The organism is uncultured Flavobacterium sp. (assembly GCF_963975005.1).
In the GTDB taxonomy this organism is placed as follows: Bacteria; Bacteroidota; Bacteroidia; order Flavobacteriales; family Flavobacteriaceae; genus Flavobacterium.
Genome location: NZ_CAXBFR010000026.1, coordinates 1 through 20,289 on the forward strand (window position 1 = coordinate 1; position 20,289 = coordinate 20,289).

22 protein-coding genes and 2 tRNA genes are annotated in these 20,289 nt (G+C 29.0%); 11 read left to right on the forward strand and 13 right to left on the reverse strand.

Annotated elements, in window-relative coordinates:
• The 5 genes from AACZ53_RS04970 to AACZ53_RS04990 all read right to left on the reverse strand — a co-directional run.
• The coding region (locus AACZ53_RS04970; RefSeq protein WP_339835285.1) for a phytoene/squalene synthase family protein at positions 1–693 on the reverse strand (693 nt) is incomplete at its 3' end.
• 2 nt (positions 694–695) lie between these two features.
• Complete coding sequence (locus AACZ53_RS04975) at positions 696–2,156, reverse strand: oleate hydratase (protein ID WP_339835287.1); 1,461 nt, start codon at positions 2,154–2,156, stop codon at positions 696–698.
• Position 2,157: 1 nt separating this feature from the next.
• Positions 2,158–3,057: a MerR family transcriptional regulator gene (locus AACZ53_RS04980; RefSeq protein ID WP_339835289.1), complete on the reverse strand. Its 900-nt coding sequence runs from the start codon at positions 3,055–3,057 to the stop codon at positions 2,158–2,160.
• A 102-nt stretch (positions 3,058–3,159) separates the two neighbouring features.
• Positions 3,160–3,242: transfer RNA gene (locus AACZ53_RS04985), tRNA-Leu, on the reverse strand.
• Positions 3,243–3,289: 47 nt separating this feature from the next.
• Positions 3,290–3,362, reverse strand: a tRNA-Lys gene (locus tag AACZ53_RS04990).
• A gap of 131 nt (positions 3,363–3,493) precedes the next feature.
• On the opposite strand from AACZ53_RS04990, the gene AACZ53_RS04995 reads away from it, so the two are divergent.
• Positions 3,494–4,006, forward strand: coding sequence for a shikimate kinase (locus tag AACZ53_RS04995; protein ID WP_339835292.1), 513 nt, complete (start codon positions 3,494–3,496; stop codon positions 4,004–4,006).
• Here the strand turns inward: AACZ53_RS04995 and AACZ53_RS05000 are convergent.
• The 3 genes from AACZ53_RS05000 to AACZ53_RS05010 are packed head-to-tail and all read right to left on the reverse strand — an operon-like array spanning position 3,998 to position 5,459.
• Positions 3,998–4,492 carry a phosphoribosyltransferase family protein gene (locus AACZ53_RS05000; protein WP_339835295.1) on the reverse strand — a complete coding sequence of 165 codons (495 nt, stop codon included), beginning with the start codon at positions 4,490–4,492 and terminating at the stop codon, positions 3,998–4,000. The two genes, AACZ53_RS04995 and AACZ53_RS05000, sit on opposite strands and share 9 nt — an antisense overlap.
• A gap of 6 nt (positions 4,493–4,498) precedes the next feature.
• Positions 4,499–5,071: a methyltransferase domain-containing protein gene (locus AACZ53_RS05005; protein WP_339835297.1), complete on the reverse strand. Its 573-nt coding sequence runs from the start codon at positions 5,069–5,071 to the stop codon at positions 4,499–4,501.
• Positions 5,064–5,459, reverse strand: a complete 396-nt coding sequence (locus AACZ53_RS05010) for an RNA-binding S4 domain-containing protein (RefSeq protein ID WP_339835299.1) — start codon at positions 5,457–5,459, stop codon at positions 5,064–5,066. The genes AACZ53_RS05005 and AACZ53_RS05010 overlap by 8 nt, the downstream gene beginning before the upstream one ends.
• Before the next feature lie 80 nt (positions 5,460–5,539).
• Between AACZ53_RS05010 and AACZ53_RS05015 the strand changes: the two genes are divergently transcribed.
• Positions 5,540–6,490, forward strand: a complete 951-nt coding sequence (locus AACZ53_RS05015; RefSeq protein WP_339835302.1) for an FKBP-type peptidyl-prolyl cis-trans isomerase — start codon at positions 5,540–5,542, stop codon at positions 6,488–6,490.
• A gap of 74 nt (positions 6,491–6,564) precedes the next feature.
• Here AACZ53_RS05015 and AACZ53_RS05020 read toward each other — a convergent pair whose 3' ends face one another.
• The 4 genes from AACZ53_RS05020 to AACZ53_RS05035 form a co-directional block, all read right to left on the reverse strand.
• Entirely contained in the window at positions 6,565–7,518 is a 954-nt protein-coding gene (locus AACZ53_RS05020) for a transketolase C-terminal domain-containing protein (protein WP_339835304.1), read from the reverse strand.
• Positions 7,519–8,178, reverse strand: coding sequence for a hypothetical protein (locus AACZ53_RS05025; RefSeq protein WP_339835307.1), 660 nt, complete (start codon positions 8,176–8,178; stop codon positions 7,519–7,521).
• Between the two features lie 6 nt (positions 8,179–8,184).
• Positions 8,185–9,033 carry a transketolase gene (locus AACZ53_RS05030; RefSeq protein ID WP_339835311.1) on the reverse strand — a complete coding sequence of 283 codons (849 nt, stop codon included), beginning with the start codon at positions 9,031–9,033 and terminating at the stop codon, positions 8,185–8,187.
• Positions 9,034–9,191: 158 nt separating this feature from the next.
• A complete protein-coding gene (locus AACZ53_RS05035; RefSeq protein ID WP_339835314.1) occupies positions 9,192–9,491 on the reverse strand; it encodes a hypothetical protein in 300 nt (99 codons plus the stop codon).
• A gap of 179 nt (positions 9,492–9,670) precedes the next feature.
• Between AACZ53_RS05035 and tgt the strand changes: the two genes are divergently transcribed.
• From tgt to dnaB, 5 genes are all read left to right on the forward strand, one after another.
• Positions 9,671–10,801: a tRNA guanosine(34) transglycosylase Tgt gene (tgt, locus tag AACZ53_RS05040; protein ID WP_339835317.1), complete on the forward strand. Its 1,131-nt coding sequence runs from the start codon at positions 9,671–9,673 to the stop codon at positions 10,799–10,801.
• A gap of 4 nt (positions 10,802–10,805) precedes the next feature.
• Positions 10,806–11,894 carry an LptF/LptG family permease gene (locus AACZ53_RS05045; RefSeq protein WP_339835320.1) on the forward strand — a complete coding sequence of 363 codons (1,089 nt, stop codon included), beginning with the start codon at positions 10,806–10,808 and terminating at the stop codon, positions 11,892–11,894.
• The gene (locus AACZ53_RS05050; protein ID WP_339835323.1) at positions 11,881–12,768 is read left to right on the forward strand and encodes a DMT family transporter; all 888 of its coding nucleotides are present in this window, start codon (positions 11,881–11,883) and stop codon (positions 12,766–12,768) included. The genes AACZ53_RS05045 and AACZ53_RS05050 overlap by 14 nt, the downstream gene beginning before the upstream one ends.
• A 71-nt stretch (positions 12,769–12,839) precedes the next feature.
• The gene (locus AACZ53_RS05055; RefSeq protein WP_339835325.1) at positions 12,840–13,793 is read left to right on the forward strand and encodes an acetyl-CoA carboxylase carboxyltransferase subunit alpha; all 954 of its coding nucleotides are present in this window, start codon (positions 12,840–12,842) and stop codon (positions 13,791–13,793) included.
• Positions 13,794–13,943: 150 nt separating this feature from the next.
• The gene (gene dnaB / locus AACZ53_RS05060; RefSeq protein ID WP_339835328.1) at positions 13,944–15,500 is read left to right on the forward strand and encodes a replicative DNA helicase; all 1,557 of its coding nucleotides are present in this window, start codon (positions 13,944–13,946) and stop codon (positions 15,498–15,500) included.
• Between the two features lie 129 nt (positions 15,501–15,629).
• On the opposite strand, the gene AACZ53_RS05065 is transcribed toward dnaB, so the two are convergent.
• Positions 15,630–15,842 carry a T9SS type A sorting domain-containing protein gene (locus AACZ53_RS05065; protein WP_339835331.1) on the reverse strand — a complete coding sequence of 71 codons (213 nt, stop codon included), beginning with the start codon at positions 15,840–15,842 and terminating at the stop codon, positions 15,630–15,632.
• A gap of 137 nt (positions 15,843–15,979) precedes the next feature.
• Between AACZ53_RS05065 and AACZ53_RS05070 the strand changes: the two genes are divergently transcribed.
• The 4 genes from AACZ53_RS05070 (at position 15,980) to AACZ53_RS05085 (ending at position 19,890) form a co-directional block, all read left to right on the forward strand.
• Positions 15,980–16,306 carry a hypothetical protein gene (locus AACZ53_RS05070; RefSeq protein WP_339835334.1) on the forward strand — a complete coding sequence of 109 codons (327 nt, stop codon included), beginning with the start codon at positions 15,980–15,982 and terminating at the stop codon, positions 16,304–16,306.
• 639 nt (positions 16,307–16,945) lie between these two features.
• Positions 16,946–17,734 carry an ATP-binding protein gene (locus tag AACZ53_RS05075; protein WP_339835336.1) on the forward strand — a complete coding sequence of 263 codons (789 nt, stop codon included), beginning with the start codon at positions 16,946–16,948 and terminating at the stop codon, positions 17,732–17,734.
• 3 nt (positions 17,735–17,737) lie between these two features.
• A complete protein-coding gene (locus AACZ53_RS05080) occupies positions 17,738–18,424 on the forward strand; it encodes a response regulator transcription factor (protein ID WP_339835339.1) in 687 nt (228 codons plus the stop codon).
• Positions 18,425–18,696: 272 nt separating this feature from the next.
• Complete coding sequence (locus tag AACZ53_RS05085) at positions 18,697–19,890, forward strand: asparagine synthetase B (protein ID WP_339835357.1); 1,194 nt, start codon at positions 18,697–18,699, stop codon at positions 19,888–19,890.
• Positions 19,891–20,289: the final 399 nt, after the last annotated feature.

Here is a 20,289-nt window from a genome sequence, read left to right on the forward strand (position 1 = left end):
AGTATAAACTCCGAATTTCGCTTCCAAAGGTAAGTTTTTAATTCCTTCATAAGCGGCTTCAAAATCACTTTCGATGTCGTCAATAATTTCTTGTTTCGATTTTTCATCTAAATGATTCAAATCTGTATTTGGAAAATAGGTTCTGCTTAAATCTTCAAAATCAGCTTTTAAATCTCTTAAGAAATTTACCTTTTGAAACGCTGAACCTAATCGCATTGCAGAATCTTTTAGTTCATTGTACTTTTCATCGTTCCCTTTTACAAAAACTTTCAAACACATTAACCCAACTACATCCGCAGAGCCATAAATATATTCGTTATATTCTTCTGTAGTTGTGTATTCGCTTTTAGTTAAATCTAATTTCATACTTTTCATAAAAGCATCAATCATTTCTTGTGGAATATTATGCATATTCACAGTATGTTGAAATGAATTCAAAATCGGATTTAAACTTATTTTATGTTGAAGTGCATCAGCTAAATCTTGTTCAAATTTAGCAAATAAAAATTCTTTGTCATACTCATGAAACGAATCTACAATTTCATCAGCAAAGCGAACAAAACCGTAAATGTTATATATATCTTGTCTAATGCAAGGTGCAAGCATTTTTACAGCACTCGAAAAAGAAGTACTGTAAGCTTTAGTTACTTTTACACTACATTCATTAGAAACTTTGTCAAATAGAGACTTCATACTTATTGATATTTTTCTATTAAATCGGATACTAATTTACCTGAAATTAATGCTGGAGGAACTCCAGGACCAGGAACTGTTAATTGTCCAGTAAAATATAAATTTTTGACTTTTTGACTTTTCAATTTTGGTCTTAAAAATGCTGTTTGTAAAAGCGTATTTGCCATTCCGTAAGCATTTCCTTTGTAAGAATTGTAATCTTTGATAAAATCGTTTACACAAAATGAATCCTTAAAGATAATACTTTTTCTGACATCTTGATTAGTTAGTTTTTCGAAACGATCTATAATCTTATTAAAATATAATTCTCTTAACTCTTCGGTGTCCTCAATTCCTGGAGCTATTGGTATAAGGAAAAAACCATTTTCACAACCTTCTGGTGCAGTTTTTTCATTTGTTATCGAAGTGAAATTTGCATAAAATAAAGGCTCTGTTGGCCATTTTGGGTTATCATAAATTTCTTCTGCATGTTTATTGAAATTAACATCAAAAAATAAATTATGGTGCTCTACATTTTTAATTTTCTTATCAAAACCCACATAAAAAAGCAATGAAGAAGGTGCAAATGTCTTATTTGACCAATACTTTTCTGAATACTGACGATATTCTATATCTAACAATGTTTCTGTATGATGATAGTCTGCACCCGATAATATTATATCCGATTCTTCAGTATTACCATTACAAACTAACCCTTTAGTAAAATTATTTTGTACAATTATTTTTTCAATATTTGCATTAGTTTTAAAAGTAACACCTAATTCTGTTGCTAACTTTGTCATTCCCAATACCACATCATAAAATCCATTTGTAGGTTGCCATGTTCCAAGCCCAAAATCTGCAAAATTCATAAAACTATAAAAAGACGGAGTTTTAGATGGTTTTGCTCCTAAAAATAACACAGGAAATTCTAATACTTGTATTAATTTTTCATTTTTAAATTGTTTTCTAACATCTCTACTTATGTTTGAGAAGAATTGATCAATTTTAGCTGCTGTTTCTACTGTAATTAGTTCACCTATACTTTCTCCTGGTCTATAAACTAATTTTTTTATTGCAATTTCATAATTTTTTTGAGCGTTTTTAATAAAATTCTCTAATTTTTCACCGCTACCAACTTCTATACTTTCAAATGTATTTACTATTTCTGATAAATTATCTGAAATTAAAATAAAGTCATCTATGCCAAAAAACACTTTGTAGGCTGGTGATAATTTTGTTAAATGATAATAATCTGATGGTTTTTTATTGAAATCTGCAAAAAAACTCTCGAATACATCTGGCATCCAATACCAAGATGGTCCCATGTCAAATGTGAAACCTTCTTTTTTTAACTGCCTTGCTCTGCCTCCAATAGAGTCATTTTTTTCGTAAACAGTAACATCATTGCCTTTTTGAGCTAGATAACAAGCTGCAGCTAATGATGAAAATCCAGAACCAATTATAGCTATTTTTTTATTCATTTTATAAACTTATCATGCAATCAGAAATAGAACTAAATACTTTAACTTTTTCAGTAAGCTTAGATAGGTTTATTTCTGCAGTTAATCTTCCTAATAACATTAATTCGTGGTTAGTGTCTTTTAATAAATCTTCCTCTATTTTTTCAATATATTGAGGGAGATTTTCAACAGTTGGTTCAACAGTCATATAGCCAACAAAAGTTATTTTTTCAAAATAATTTTTTAAATCAACTAAACTTTCTATGGGAACACTTTCTCCAAGATAAATGGTATGATAGCCATTGTCTAACAATTCGTAATTTAAGTACATAAGTCCTAATTCATGAATTTCATTTGAAGGAAGGTATAACACATAAACTCTGTCCGTTTTTGTGGGAGGTCTACTTTGAATTTGTTCAGTTATGCTTAAAAGTTTTTGTTTAATCAGGTAAGTTATAAAATGCTCGTGTGCCGGAGAAATTGTATCCGTCTGCCATAAGTAGCCTAATTCTTCCATTAAAGGAATAAAAACTTCGTGAAATACTTCTTTAAACGTTTTGTCTTTTAGTAGCTCATCATAAGTATTAAAGAACAATGTGTGATCAAAATTCATCATTGCCAACTTAAAAGATTTTATGGCATGAATTTTAGCACTCTTTTCAGAAATAATCTCTTTAACTTTTAGTGGAATTTCCTCAGGTGTTAGTAAGGCAATTTTAGAGATTTTATAACCGTAATTATGCAGTACAACAATGTTTAATAGTTTTTGTAAGTTTTTAATATCATAACAACGAATATTTGTATCAGTTCGCATAGGTTCTAGAATGTTATATCTCTTTTCCCAAATCCTAATAGTGTGCGCTTTTATACCCGAAAGGTTTTCAAAGTCTTTAATACTAAAAATATTTTTTACACTGTTCATTGTTATTGTTATTTTGTTAAACAAAAGTAGTAAAAAAAAAATAGTTTGTGCAATAAAAACAAAAAAAAGATAAACAAAATAATTTATTTATCTTTATGAATGTGACCATGGAGGGATTTGAACCCTCACGCCCTTGCGAGCACCACCCCCTCAAGATGGCGAGTCTACCGTTTCTCCACATGGCCTAAAACAAAAAAAGTTAAGCGTTGTGCTTAACTTTTTTTGTTTTTTGTGACCTGGCTGGGGCTCGAACCCAGGACCCCATCATTAAAAGTGATGTGCTCTACCAACTGAGCTACCAAGTCATTTTTTATTTCCTGAATGCGGGTGCAAATATAAAGCCTATTATTTAAAAACCAAGAAGAATTTGTTATAAATTTGTATTTTTTTATGTCATTTTTTATAAATGCTTGTTTTGTAACGAATTAATGAAAATATGAAAATAATATTATTAGGTTATATGGGTGTAGGAAAGACATCTTTATCCAAAAAACTTTCAAAAAAAACAAGAATTCCTTGTTTTGATTTAGATGAAATTATCGAAAAAAGCGAGAATTCTTCAATTTCTTCAATTTTTAAAGAGAGAGGAGAAGTCTATTTTAGAAAAATTGAGCATCAATTATTTAAAGATTTTATTGAAAAAGAAGAAAATTTTATTTTAAGTTTAGGGGGAGGAACAGCTTGTTATGCCAATAATCATCTTTTTTTACAAAAAGAAGACATTATTTCAATTTACTTGAAAGCTAGTATTGAAAATTTAACAGATAGGTTAAAAAAAAAAAGAGAAAAAAGACCACTACTTAAGAATTTAACAGAAGATGAGTTACAAGAATATGTTGCAAAACATCTTTTTGATAGGAATTATTATTATCAAAATTCAAAATTAACTGTAGTCGTTGACGGAAAATCTAAAAAAGAAATAGTTAAAGAAATTCTTCAATTAATTTAAATATACATACATATCGTCTTTTTCAAAGACAACCTGAATGTGTTCTTGTAATGATGTTGAAAGTGAAATACCTTTAAAATCTGCTTTTACAGGATATTTTTTGTGATTTCTATCTACTAAAACAGCTGTTTTAAATTTGTTTAAAGGCACTTCTAAAAAATGCTTAACACCATAAATAAGCGTTGTGCCTGAGTTTAAAACATCATCTATAAGAACTAAGCCTTTATTGCTATATTCTTCTTTCGGAATAGATGTTTTGATAGTGTCTTGTGGTTTCGTTTTATTGATAAAAACTTCACACATAGTGATTTTAATAGGAGATATTTTTTCTAATTCTTCTGCGATTTTATTAGCAAAAATATAACCATTAGAGCTTATTCCAGCTAAAACTACTTCTTTTTCATCTACAAAAGTTTCATAAATTTGATAAGCTATACGTTTAGTTTTGTGCTGAATTTCTTCTTTATTTAATATTATATTTTGCATTGTGATTTATTTTTTCTCAAAGATAAAAAAGAGTTCTCTATCTTTTCGTGGTTTTATGGAATTATATGCTCTTTCTAATTTTCGTATCTTGAATTTTTCTGAAAACAAAGTTAAATATTCTTCTTCTGAACCTCCAAAGGGTGGACCAACTTCAGTAAGTGGAAAGTCAAAAAATAATCCTGCTAATTTTCCATTTTCTTTTAGTAAAGAATGCATTTGTGTTACATATTTTGTTCTCAATTCTGGATTTAATGCACAAAAAAATGTTTGTTCAATTACTAAATCAAAAGTTTTATCTACATCAAAAAAATCTGCCTGAATAAAGCTTTTTATGTGTTTTGGTTTTCTTTTCTTTAGAGATTCTAAGGGTTGCTCGGCAATATCTATTACAGTAATGTTGGTAAATCCTTTTTCAATCAAATAATCAAATTCATGTCCGATTCCTGCACCAGGAATTAAAATTTTTAACGCTTTATTTTCAATTTGATCAATATATTCTTTTAATGGAGTTGTTATTTTGCCAACATCCCAACCAATTTCATTGCTAATATATCTTTCTTCCCAATATTCTTTATTCATCTTTTTTGTCATCATCATCTTTTTCTTCCCAAATATAATCATCTATTTCTCTACGGTCTTTTTTAGTAGGTCTTCCTTCTCCTTTAGCTCTATAGTGATCTTTTGATAATTTTAATAAAGCCAAATGTTCAAAAGCTTCTTTTGGGGTTTCATCTTTTCTATACATGTCAACCAATTTTGCACCGACACGATTTTGAGGAATATCCAAAACAGTAATTTGATAATTAATTTGGTCTTTTCTTAAAATAATTTTGTCAGAAGCATAAACTTCTCTTGATGGTTTTGCAGTTTGATTATTTACAGAAATATGCCCTTTTTTTATAGCTTCTGTGGCTATATTTCGGGTTTTATAATATCTAATGCACCAAAGGTATTTGTCAATTCGCATGATTATTCAAAAATGAATGTTAATTATTATACAAAAATAAATCAAAATTGTATCTTGCACCTCAATAAAAAAGAAAAAGAATGAAGAATATTTTAAAAGTTTTATGCTTACTAGTATTAGCTACTTTTTTTGTGGGCTGTCCAAAAGATGATTCTATAACTGCTGAGCCTGCAAAGGCCTTCTCAGAGCAATACCCTATTGATGAAGCTACAATAGATGATTTTTTAGCAACTCATTTTGTAACAGTTGATGGTGATTATAATACAACTTTTACCGAAATCCAAGAAGGAGGGACAGAAACTCCTATTAAAGATATGCCAAATCTTGCTTTTAAAATGGTTGATAGAAATGATTTAACATATAAATTATATTATCTTGTATTAAATGAAGGTATTGGTGAAAGTCCTATTAAAGTTGATTCAGCCTTTGTTTCTTATAAAGCAACTCTAACCGATGCTGATAATACTACTTTTGATAGTGCTGAGAACCCTGTTTGGTTTATGTTACAAGATGTTATTCCGGGTTGGGGAGAAATTGTACCTCAATTTAAATCTGGAACTTCAGTTGAGAATCCTAATGGAACAGTTTCATATCAAAATTTTGGTGCTGGTGTAATGTTTTTACCTTCATCATTTGCATATTATAATGGCTCAATAGGAGTTATTCCTCAATATTCCTGTTTGATTTTTAATTTTAAATTGATTAATCAAAAACATATAGATCATGATAGTGATAGAGTTTTATCTGTATATGAATATTATGCGTCAGATGGGACATTACTAGATACTGATGCAGATGGAGTACCAGATTACTTGGATGTTGATGATGATAATGATGGTATTTTGACTAAAGAAGAGGTTAAGTTTACTCATATTGAAAATAATGTAACAAAAAAAGGATACTATCCTTTTAATGGTGCTGCAACAGACGATCCTTTAACTCCTTATGATGAAACAAAAGGAATACCAAGTTGCACCGGTGATTATTTTACTCCGACTAGAGTTAGAAGACATTTAGTAAAGTGTAATTAAATTACAAAAAATAGTTTATAAAAAAAAACCAATTCGAACGAATTGGTTTTTTTGTCTATTAAATAATTATAAATTTATTTTCTTGAAACTGCTTTAATGGCAGCATTTATGATTGCTTCATTATTCAATTTGTATTTTTCCATTAATTGGTCTGGTGTTCCACTTTCACCAAAACTGTCATTAACAGCTACAAATTCTTGAGGAACTGGGTTGTTTGATACTAAAGTTCTAGAAACACTTTCTCCTAAACCACCTAATATATTATGCTCTTCTGCAGTTACAACACAACCTGTTTTAGCAACTGAATTTAGAATTGCTTCTTCATCTAAAGGTTTAATAGTATGAATATTGATGACTTCAGCAGAAATACCTCTTTCTTCTAGCTTTTCAGCAGCAATTAAAGCTTCCCAAACTAAATGTCCTGTTGCAATAATTGTAACGTCAGTACCTTCGCTAAGCATAACAGCTTTTCCAATAATAAATTCTCCGTTTTCTAGTGTAAAGTTAGCAACACTTGGACGACCAAAACGCAAATAAACGGGTCCATGATGATCAGCAATTGCCAAAGTAGCAGCTTTGGTTTGATTGTAATCACAAGTATTGATAACAGTCATTCCAGGTAGCATCTTCATTAAACCAATGTCTTCTAATATTTGATGTGTTGCTCCATCTTCTCCTAGTGTTAAACCAGCGTGAGAAGCACAAATTTTTACATTTTTATCTGAATAGGCAACCGATTGACGAATTTGATCATAAACTCTTCCAGTAGAAAAGTTAGCAAATGTTCCGGTAAATGGAATTTTTCCTCCAATGGTTAATCCAGCTGCAATTCCAATCATATTTGCTTCTGCAATTCCGATTTGAAAGAAACGTTCTGGATGATTTTTTTTGAAATCGTCCATTTTTAATGAACCGATTAAGTCTGCACAAAGTGCTACAACATTTTCATTTTTTTGACCTAGTTCTGTTAAACCAGCACCAAAACCTGAACGTGTATCTTTATTTCCTGTATTTGTATATTTTTTCATCTATTCTATATTTATACTAAAATTAGTTGTGTTTATATTTAGTAATTCAAATTTTTCTTGTTGTTTGTCATTAATATATAATGTCAAATTTTTAACGATTCTAGGATAAAAATTGTATTTCATGCATTTAAAACAGAATGTACCATGACCAAAATTTAAAGGTTGATTTTTTGTAATTGAAGAATTAATTGATTCAACAACTACCTTTGTATGACACTTTTTTTTTCTTTTATTGTAAAAAAAACTAAATGTTGTTTTGTTAATTTCATTTTCAACTTCAATCACTTTATTATAATTTTTATATCTTGGACAATGAACTTTAAATAAAAACTCAATGTCTTGAACATAATATGATCCAGTAGTGTATTCTTTTAAATGTTTGCTTATTTCAAAATTATTAATATTTATATCGTTAACATTAAAAGAATAGCTTTTTTGACTATTTTCATCAGAAAGCGAAGCTCCTTTAATAATATTGTTATGAGTAAATATGTATAGTTTATATGAACTATCTAAAGAGTCACTATAAATTATATTAATAATCGAATCATTTACTTTGTTAGTTGATAAGTATTCGGTGTAATAATTAAAAGTATAGTTTTTTTGAGCAAAATTAATGCTTATTATAAATAAAAATATAACAATAAATATTTTTTTCATATATAATTAATAATCTCCTAAAGTTTCAGTATTTTGACCTAGTGCATTTGCTAATTGTTCATCATTTGGTGCTTTTCCGTGCCAAGCATGTGTGTGCATCATAAAATCTACACCGTTACCCATTTCTGTATGTAAAAGTACACAAACTGGTTTTCCTTTTCCGGTTTTAGCTTTAGCTTCTGTCATTCCGTTTAGAATAGCTTCAATATTGTTTCCTTCTGTGATGTCTAAAACGTCCCATCCAAAAGCTTCAAATTTGGCTCTTATACTTCCCATTGGTAAAACTTCATCTGTAGTTCCATCTATTTGCTTTCCGTTAAGGTCAATTGTAGCAATAATATTGTCTACTTTTTTAGCAGATGCATACATAATTGCTTCCCAGTTTTGACCTTCTTGCAATTCACCATCACCATGTAAAGTGTAAACTAAATTTGAGTCGTTATTCAATTTTTTAGCTTGAGCAGCTCCAAGTGCTACTGATAAACCTTGTCCAAGTGATCCAGAAGCAATACGAACTCCAGGTAAACCTTCGTGCGTAGTTGGATGACCTTGTAATCTAGAGTTTAATAATCTAAAAGTTGCTAATTCTTTTACAGGAAAATAACCGCTTCTGGCTAAAACGCTATAAAAAACAGGAGAAATGTGACCGTTAGAAAGAAAGAATAAATCTTCATTCATTCCGTCCATGTCAAAACCTTCTTTTCTTTCCATTAAGTTTTGGTAAAGACAAACTAAAAATTCTGTACAGCCAAGAGAACCTCCTGGGTGACCCGAATTTACAGCATGTACCATTCTAAGAATGTCTCTTCTAACTTGTGTAGTTAAATCGTGTAGTCGTTGTGTGTTTGGTTTCATTTTGTTTTTAAAATTTGAAAGTACAAATATAAGCAGTTTATTGCGATTTATTTCTACTAACAAAATGCGACTTTTCAAAAGTTATCTACAAAAAAGAACCTTACCGAAGTAAGATACCTTATTATATTAAATTTAATTTTTAAAAGGATGCGTCCTTTCTATTTTGTATCAGCTTCACTGTAATAATTGTTTTCTTCATCTTCACTTCCGATATTTTCTTGTGCATCGTCTAATTCTGCACCTGGAACATCTAAATCAACTCCAGTTTTAACATTGTCAAATGATTTTTCATTCATTTTTCCGGGAGTAGTATCCGTTGACTTTGTTTTTGAAAGATCCTCTGGATTGATTTGTCTCTCTTCTTTATCATTATTATAAATATCTTCAGATGCTGGATAGTTCATAGCATCTAATCTTGATTTAATTTCAGCTTCTTTTGGGTTTTTTTTATTTTTCATGATTTTGAATTTAATTATTTGTTTTATAAAGTTATGTTTTTAAGTACAAATAATGTTGTAATGTTTTCGTAAAATGTTCCACAATTTTCATAAAAATTACTTTTTTCTATGTTAAATAATAGTTTAAAAGCTAAGGCAACGTTTGGAAAACAATTATATTTGCCCAGTAAAATTTTTATATGAAGTTCGATTTAATTACGAAAGACCCCAAAAGTCAGGCAAGAGCAGGAAAATTAACAACAGATCATGGTGTAATTGAAACACCAATATTTATGCCTGTTGGAACAGTAGCTTCCGTTAAAGGAGTTCATCAACGTGAATTGAAAAACGATATTAATCCAGATATTATTCTTGGAAATACTTATCATTTATATTTGCGTCCGCAAACTGAAATTTTAGAAAAGGCTGGTGGATTGCATAAATTTATGAATTGGGATAGAAATATTTTAACTGATTCAGGAGGTTATCAAGTCTATTCACTTTCTTCAAATAGAAAAATTAAAGAAGAAGGCGTAAAGTTTAAATCACATATTGATGGTTCTTATCATTTTTTTTCACCTGAAAATGTAATGGAAATTCAGAGAACTATTGGAGCTGATATTATTATGGCTTTTGATGAATGTACTCCATATCCTTGTGATTATCGTTATGCTAAACGTTCTATGCATATGACACATCGTTGGTTGGATAGATGTATTTCGCATTTGGACAATTTGCCATTTAAATATGGGTATGAACAAACTTTTTTTCCAATTGTTCAAGGAAGTACATACAAAGATTTAAGACAACAATCGGCAGAATATATTGCAAATGCTGGAGCACAAGGAAATGCTATTGGAGGATTGTCAGTGGGTGAACCAGCTGAAGAAATGTATGCAATGACTGAAATCGTTACTGCAATTCTACCAGAAGATAAACCAAGATATTTAATGGGTGTTGGTACTCCTATTAATATTCTAGAAAATATAGCTTTAGGAATTGATATGTTCGATTGCGTAATGCCAACACGTAACGCAAGAAACGGAATGTTGTTTACGGCATTTGGTTCAATAAATATAAAAAATAAAAAGTGGGAAGCTGATTTTTCTCCTATTGATGAAATGGGACACACATTTGTGGATACAGAATATACAAAAGCATATCTTCGTCACTTGTTTGCAGCAAATGAATATTTAGGAAAACAAATTGCTACAATTCATAATCTAGGATTTTACATGTGGTTAGTTCGTGAAGCAAGAAGACAAATTATTGCTGGAACTTTTAGAGAATGGAAAGATAAAATGGTTATTCAAATGAACCAACGTTTATAACTATATGAAAATAATTGATAAATACATATTAAAACGATATTTAGGTACATTTTCAGTAATGTTATTAATGTTTATTCCTATTGGAATTGTCATTGATGTCTCTGAGAAAGTAAATAAAATGATTGAAAATAAAATCCCTATAAAAGAGATATTAATCTATTATGGTGATTTTACAGTTTATTTTGCTAATTTATTGTTCCCAATTTTTCTTTTTTTATCAGTTATATGGTTTACTTCAAAATTAGCTAATAATACTGAAATCATTGCTATACTAAGTTCTGGAATTTCGTTTAACCGTTTCTTAAGACCTTATATTGTAGGAGCATCAATAGTTTCCATATTCGCATTATTGATGGGCTTTTTTCTTGTGCCTATGGCAAGTAAAGGGTTTAATGATTTTAGATACACCAATTTAAAAGGAAATAGTCAAACTAGAGAAACAAATGATATTTATCGTCAAATTAAGAATGAAGATAATATTAGTGAATATATTTATGTAAGTAATTATGATTACATAAGAAAAACAGGATTCAATTTTACCTTTGAAAAATGTATTGGCAATAAAATGCAATATAAAGTAACAGCCAGTAGAATTAAATACAATGAAAAGACTAATAGTTATACCCTTTATAATTATAAAAAAAGAACTATTGGCAAATTAAACGATATCTTAGAATCATATGAAAAGAAAAGTCAAAAATATAATTTCGAGCCCGATGATTTAACGCCAGTTATTTACGCTGCAGAAACTATGTCGATTTCCGAAATTAATGATTTTATAGATAAAGAAACGCTTAGAGGAAATTCTAACATTAATACTTATTTGGTTGTACTTTACAAAAAGTACAGTTTACCAATTTCAGCTTTTATATTGACTATAATTGCAGTTGCTGTTTCTGCGATGAAGCGAAGAGGAGGAATGGGTGTAAATTTAGCCATTGGAATAATCATAGCTTTCACATTTATTTTCTTTGATAAAGTATTTGGAACTATTGCAGAAAAATCTAGTTTTTCACCTTTATTAGCCGTTTGGATTCCTAATATCGTTTTTGGAATTTTAGCTGTTTATTTACTTCGAAATGCTAAACGATAAACTAAAAAACTACCTTCATTTACATGTAATTGTATTTATTTGGGGATTTACAGCCATTTTTGGAAAGCTAATTTCTTTAGAAGCTTTAGATTTAGTTTGGTTTCGAATGTTTTTTGGAGCACTTTTTATTGTTGGATTTTTAATATATAAAAAAGATAGTATTAAAGTGCCTTTTAATGTGTTAATGGGATTTATTGTTTCAGGAATAATAATTGCAGCGCATTGGTACACTTTTTATCAAGCTATTAAAGTTTCAAATATTTCCATAACATTAGCTTGTTTGTCTACTGGAGCTTTTTTTGCATCACTAATTGAGCCTGTTTTTTATAAACGAAAAGTTATTTGGTATGAAGTTGCTTTTGGACTCTTTGCTGTGATTGGAATTTCTATTATATTTAACGCTGAAACAAATCATAAATTAGGCATTATTTTGGCGATTATCTCTGCTTTTTTATCGGCATTATTTTCAGTTATTAATAGTAAATATGCTAAGATATATGATGCTAATGTTATTTCCTTTTACGAATTGTCAAGTGGCGTTTTCTTTTTAAGTTTATATTTATTAGCAACAGAAAAATTTTCAGCCTCATTTTTTCAATTGTCATTTGAAGATTTGATTTGGTTGTTAATATTAGCCTCAATTTGTACGGCATATGCTTTCTCTGCTTCCATAAAAGTAATGAAATTTTTAAGTCCTTTTACAGTAATGTTAACCGTAAACTTAGAACCTGTTTACGGAATAATTTTAGCTTTATTTATTTTTAAGGATTCAGAACACATGAACTCACTTTTTTATGTTGGTGCTGCTATAATTCTTTTAACAGTTATAGCAAATGGAATAGTTAAGAATAGAAAAAAGTTAAAAACTAATTAAATTTAAGTTAGATAAAAGTTATAAAAATTTTATATTTGTATTTACAAAAATAAACTAAACATAAACCATATATGGAATATTTAGATTTTGAATTACCAATAAAAGAACTTGAAGATCAGTTAGATAAATGTATGGTAATTGGAGAAGAATCTGATGTAGATGTATCAACTACCTGCAAGCAAATTCAGAAGAAATTAGACGAAACGAAGAAAGATATATATAAAAACCTTACAGCTTGGCAACGTGTTCAGCTTTCGCGTCATCCAAATCGTCCATATACAATGGACCACATTAATGCCTTAACAGAAGGAACTTTCTTAGAACTTTTTGGAGATAGAGGTGTAAAGGATGATAAAGCTATGGTTGGTGGTTTAGGGAAAATAGGAGGTCAATCGTTTATGATCATTGGTCAACAAAAAGGATATAACACCAAAACACGTCAATACAGAAATTTCGGAATGGCTAACCCAGAAGGGTATAGAAAAGCCTTACGATTAATGAAAATGGCTGAAAAATTCGGAATACCAGTTGTAACATTAATTGATACTCCAGGTGCTTATCCAGGATTAGAAGCTGAAGAAAGAGGTCAAGGTGAAGCAATTGCTCGTAATATTTTTGAAATGTGTCGACTTCAAGTGCCAATTATAACAGTTATTGTTGGTGAAGGTGCTTCGGGTGGTGCATTAGGAATAGGCGTTGGAAATAAAGTATATATGTTAGAAAATACTTGGTATTCTGTAATTTCACCTGAATCTTGTTCGTCAATCTTATGGAGAAGCTGGGAATACAAAGAAATAGCAGCTGAAGCTCTTAAACTAACTTCATTTGATATGAAAAAACAAAAGTTAATTGACGATATTATACCAGAACCACTGGGTGGAGCACATTATGATCGAGTTACAACTTTTGCATCAGTAAAAAAATATATACTAAAAGCTTTTGATGAATTGAAAGAGTTATCAACAAAAGATTTAGTAGCTCAAAGAATGGATAAATACAGTAATATGGGGGAATATAGAGATTAACAACCCAATTTCTTACTTTTTAGCTAAATCCGTCTTTTTCAATAACTGGCGGATTTTTTTTATACGTTGTTAACAGAAAATTTTATTTACTAACATTCTTTTTTTAAAAGTCAAATTTCGTTTTTGAACGATTTGAGTTACCTTAGCATTATGGAAAACGTCAAAAATATAAACCCTTATAAAGTAGATAAAACTACGATTATAAATCTTGAAAAAGGAAAATTGCCACCTCAAGTTTTAGACCTTGAAGAAGCAGTTCTTGGAGCAATGATGATTGATAAAAAAGGTGTTGATGAGGTTATCGATATTTTGCAAGCCGAAGCTTTCTATAAAGAATCTCATAAACATATTTTTGAAGCTATTGTTGAATTATTTAATGATACACAACCAATCGATCTATTAACAGTTTCTGCTCAATTGCGTAAAAATGCTAAATTAGATTTAGCGGGTGGAGATTTTTACTTAATTCAATTAACGCAAAAAGTTTCTTCTTCTGCACATATCGAATTTCACTCAAGAATTATTTTGCAAAAATTTATTCAACGTAGTTTGATAAAAATTTCAAGCGAAATCATCGAAGAATCTTATGATGAAACTACAGATGTATTTGATTTACTAGATAGAGCTGAATCAAAATTATATGAAGTTACACAAGGAAACATTAAACGTAGTTCAGAAACGGCTCAAAGTTTAGTAATTCAAGCAAAAAAACGAATTGAAGAAATTGCAGGAAAAGAGGGATTGAGTGGGGTTCCGACTGGTTTTCATGCCTTGGATAAACTGACTTCTGGATGGCAACCTTCCGATTTAATTATTGTGGCTGCTCGTCCTGGTATGGGTAAAACAGCCTTTACGCTTTCAATGGCTCGTAATATGGCTATTGATTATGGTAAACCTGTTGCTTTCTTTTCATTAGAGATGTCATCTGTTCAGTTAATTACACGTTTAATTTCTTCTGAAACTGGATTGTCTTCTGAAAAATTAAGAACAGGAAAATTAGAAAAACACGAATGGGAACAACTTTCTATCAAAGTAAAAAATTTAGAAAAAGCTCCTTTATATATAGATGATACTCCTTCTTTATCAATTTTCGATTTACGTGCAAAAGCAAGACGATTAGCCTCGCAATACGGAATTAAATTAATTGTTGTTGATTATTTGCAATTAATGACTGCTGGTGGAAATGGAAAAGGAGGTGGAAATCGGGAACAAGAAATTTCAACAATTTCCCGAAATCTAAAAGCTTTAGCAAAAGAATTAGCTATTCCAGTTATTGCACTTTCTCAACTTTCTCGTGCTGTTGAAACACGTGGTTCTAGTAAAAGGCCTTTGCTTTCTGACCTTCGTGAATCTGGAGCTATTGAGCAAGATGCCGATATTGTATCCTTCATTTATCGTCCAGAATATTATAAAATTGATGAATGGGATGATGAAGAACGTTCACCAACACAAGGTCAAGCCGAATTTATTGTTGCAAAACATAGAAATGGTGGATTGGATAACGTTAGACTTAAATTTATAGGAAACCTTGGTAAGTTTGATAACTTGGATGACTTTAGTTCTCCTTTTGCCGATTTGCCTTCAAAAATGAATTTAGATGATCAACAAAATCCATTTGCAACTCCCAAATTACCTTCAGCTAATGAAGCGTTTGGAAGTAATTTTAATAATGATGATGATGATGACGATTCAGATGTTCCTTTCTAAAATAGTTATTTGAAAATTACCCATATAAAGAAAGAGGTTTCAAATTTTTGAAACCTCTTTCTAATTAGTTTTTTTCTAAATTAAAATTAAAATTGCTAGTATTTAGTTTTAAATATTTTCAATTTATGATTATTTTTTAATTATTACTCTCTGAGAACTTATTTGAGTTCCATTAGTTCCTTTTATAAAATATATACCATGTGCCATATTATCTACATTAATTGTGTTTTGAGCTGTTCTATATACTTTAAAACTTTTAACTGTTTGACCTAATTGATTTACAATTATAAAATCACTATATATATTAGTTTCAAAATTGAAAACATTAGATATTATTAACAATTCTACTACTTTGCTAAAGTAATAGTATTTAATAACGAGTATACCCGTAAAAACAACTGTTTTTAACTTTAATTAATTCTTTATTCAATATTAATACTATTTTTGTTTTAGATATTTAATAAATCTAAAACTATATTATGGCAAAAGACACAATTACGCTTGAAACAGCACAAGAATGGGCTGCAACATGGAAAGAAAATGCAGTAACTTATTTAAGTGAAAATCAACTAAAAGCTTTTTTAATTCCTGGAACTGATGTAACTCAAGTGCTTGCCGAAGAAGGAGTTGTGAATGTAAGATCTTATATAGGAATTGATGAAAATAATGAGCCGCACTTAATGATTGTTGGTGTAGATGCTAATGGTAATGATATGATTGACGATTCAAAAGGTTGGTTTATTTATGACTTTTCAGAACCATGTCCAAACGTATGTAATCAAAAAGTTCCATTTATTAGTTTGTAAATATTTTGCTAAAAATTATTATATATATAGGGCATTTATTACTAGGCATTAATTTTATTTTGTTTGCTATCAAATTGAATAAAAAGATGCCTAAATCTCATTATATTTTTACTTTTTATTTATTTGTAATGATTATAATACAATTTTTTACAAGTTATTTAAGTAGTATTGGACAAAATAATCTGTACCTCTCTCATTATTATTTTATTTTTCAGTTTATTTTGTTAAGTTTTTTTTATTTAGAGATAATCAATAATTCATTTCAAAGAAAAATAATTAAAATTGCAATTCCTTTTTGTTTGTTTGTTTTAGGAATTCAATATTTTTTAAATAATGATTTGTACGAAAAGTTTAATTTACTGGAAATTTTTATTACATCATTTTTTATCATCATTTTTTCAATGTTTCATTTTTATAATATTTTGAATGAAAAAAAGAGATATTACTATTTAAATACAGGAATACTATTATATTTGTTTGGAAGTACTGTTTTATTCTTGTCAGGAAATTTAATTTCAAGATTAGATTTAGCACTAAGTAAGATAGTATGGATACTTAATTTACTATTGTACATTGTATATCAGATTTTTATACTTCTAGAATGGAGAGAGATTTTTTATAAAAAAACAAATAAAATATATGATAAATGATAGAGAGCTTGTATCAGCTATAGTTTATACATTCTTGGCTTTTATTTTATTAACTATTTCCGTATTAGTTTTTATTTATTACTCAAGAAAAAAAGTAATTCAAAAGGAAATAGAAAAAAAAGATATAGAAATAAAATATCAAAAGGAAATGCTCAACGCTGCAATTCTAACACAAGAAAAGGAACGTAAGAGAATTGCAAGAGATTTACACGATGATATAAGTTCAAAAATTAATATAATTTCATTAAATAGTCATTTTTTGAATGTTAAAGATCTATCTGAAACCGAAATAAAACAAATTACATCAAATATTATTGATGTTTCTGCAAAAGTTTTAGAAAGCACTAGAAGAATATCACATGATTTATTACCACCTATTTTTGAAGAATTTGGTATTCATGTAGCTATAGAAGAACTCTGTACTAATTATTCTAATGGTAATTTACTTGAAATAGAGTATCAAAATCCATACAAACAAGATGTTTTTGATGAAATAGATAAAAATAATCATTTGCATCTTTTTAGAATTTTGCAAGAACTGGTTAATAATTCCATAAGACACGGGAAAGCCACAAAAATTAAGGTTGAATTAGATAAAAGAGAAAGTAATCGCATATTGACTTATGAAGATAACGGAATAGGTTTTGACGCTACTTATGAGTCTAATAAAAAAGGTTTAGGAATGAAAAATATTGAAAGTAGGGTAGAGTTTTTAAATGGAAAATTTAAAATAGAAAGTGTTATTAACCATGGAGTAAAAGGCGTTTTAAATTTTTAAATTATGAATGAAACTGTAAAGATAGCACTTGTAGATGATGAGATTTTATTTCGAAAAGGAGTTTTATTCTTGCTTGAGCGCGAGAAAAATATTGAGATTGTCTTTGAAGCTTCAAATGGTGAAGAGTTACTTGCTTATTTGAATGATAATCAAGAAAGCCTTCCTGATATAATCTTAATGGATTTAAAAATGCCTCTTTTAAATGGAGTAGAAGCCACAAAAAAAGTACACAAAAAATTTCCTACAATTAAAATAATAGCATTGACTAGTTATGATACTAAACCTTTTATTATTAATATGATACAAGAAGGTGCTTGTTCTTATTTGGTTAAAAATTCTTCGCCAAATGATATGATTCATACGATAAATGAAGTTGCTTCAAAGGGTTTTTATTATAATGATTTAATAATGAGTATTATTCAAGAAGGATTAATTTTTGGAACTAAAAAAACAAAAAGTAGCTTTGATGAAGAATATCTTACCACTAGAGAAAAAGAAATTTTAGAATTGGTTTGTCAACAATATAGCACCAATGAAATAGCCGATAAATTATTCATAAGTCCCAGAACTGTCGATGGCCATCGTAATAATTTATTATTAAAAACAGAATCAAAAAACATTGCTGGATTAGTAGTATATGCAATTCAAAATGATGTAGTTAATTTAAAAAACATTACGAATCGAATTTAAATTAAAAATAGTCAAACATGCATTTTATGTTATAGAAAAATGTATAAAGTTTTAATGTTTTACTAATTTTTATATCAAGTTTAAGTTAAGTAGGAATTTTTCATCATCTTTTAATAAGCTAAAGTTCCTGTTTCACAAACCATTTCTAAAAACTGTTTTTTTAAAACCAATTTTTATATCTTTGGATAAATATAACTATTTTGAAAAATTCATTATACATACTTTTTTTATTATTTACCATTTCAGCAAAAGCTTCATTTGTATTAATTCCAATGGAAGCTGAAGGGCAACAAAACCACCTTAAAGCATATGGAATTACATATTGGGCTTTAGAAAAAAATTACAAAGTCAATTGGTTGTTGAATTATCGTGGAGGTTCATTCTTATTTCCTGATGCCGAAGAAATTCGTAAAGAATGCCAAATTAGAGGCGTAACTTTTGAAATTATATCTGATGGACAAACGGCAACAATTTTAGAAGATATTAGCAGTCCATCTCAAAATCAGGAAACCGTAATTTTAGAGAAAGCTCCCAAAATTGCAGTTTATACACCTAAAGGTAAAAAGCCTTGGGATGATGCAGTAACAATGGTTTTAACCTATGCAGAGATTCCATATACAGAAATTTATGATGAAGAAGTGTTAAGTGATCAACTAATTTTATACGATTGGTTGCATTTGCATCATGAAGATTTTACAGGTCAATATGGAAAGTTTTTTTCGGCTTATAGAAATGCACCTTGGTATATAGAACAAAAGAAAGATGCAGAAGCATTAGCTACAAAATTAGGTTTTAGTAAAGTTTCTGAAGAAAAAAGAGCAGTTGCTATAAAAATCAGGGATTATGTAATTGGTGGTGGATTTATGTTTGCTATGTGTTCGGCAACGGATAGTTTTGATATTGCACTTTCTGCTGAAAACGTAGATATTTGTGAACCTATGTTTGATGGTGACGAAAGCGATGCCAATTATCAATCTAAAATTGATTACTCAAACACATTTGCTTTTAAAGATTATATTTTAGAAAGAAGTCCAATGGTTTATGAGTTTTCTGATATTGATACAACAAATGATCATGGGAAAGGTGCACTTGCTATGGATAATGATTATTTTTCGTTAATGGAATATTCTGCAAAATGGGATCCAATTCCAACAATGTTATGCCAAAATCATACTACTTTAGTGAAAGGTTTTATGGGACAAACTACTGCTTTTGATGCATCTAAAGTAAAATCAAATGTTTTAATTATGGGTGAATGTAAAATAAATGGAGAAGCAAGATACATTCATGGTACAAAAGGAAAAGGAATGTTTACTTTTTATGGTGGTCATGATCCAGAAGATTTTCAACATAGAGTAGGAGATGCTCCGACAGTTTTAGATTTACATCCAAATTCGCCAGGTTATCGATTAATATTGAATAATGTATTGTTCCCTGCTGCTAGAAAGAAGAAGCAAAAGACTTAATAGGTGTATTTTCTTCCTTTTTAGTATTTAAGAATAGTAATTGATTTATGTTTTTTACTGATAATATTTTAATGTTTTGACAAATAGTGTAAAAATAACACAAGTTTTTTGTTAAAAATAATCATTAATTACGGTTAAACCTTTTTTGTTTTACATAAAACCCTCATTCATGATATTAGTACTTGTAATGTATTAATTTTTAGTTGTAGTTTTAACATATCAAAAACAAACAAACAATTATTTAGTCATGAAAAAGCAAACTACACATCCAAAACAAGATGCTTTTTTTCAAATCGAAAAAAACGAATTTGTAAACTATCATTATAAAATTTATCGAGTCAAAAAAAAGCGATAAATTCTACTTTATTAATTTCAGAATTATTCCCAAATCTACTATCA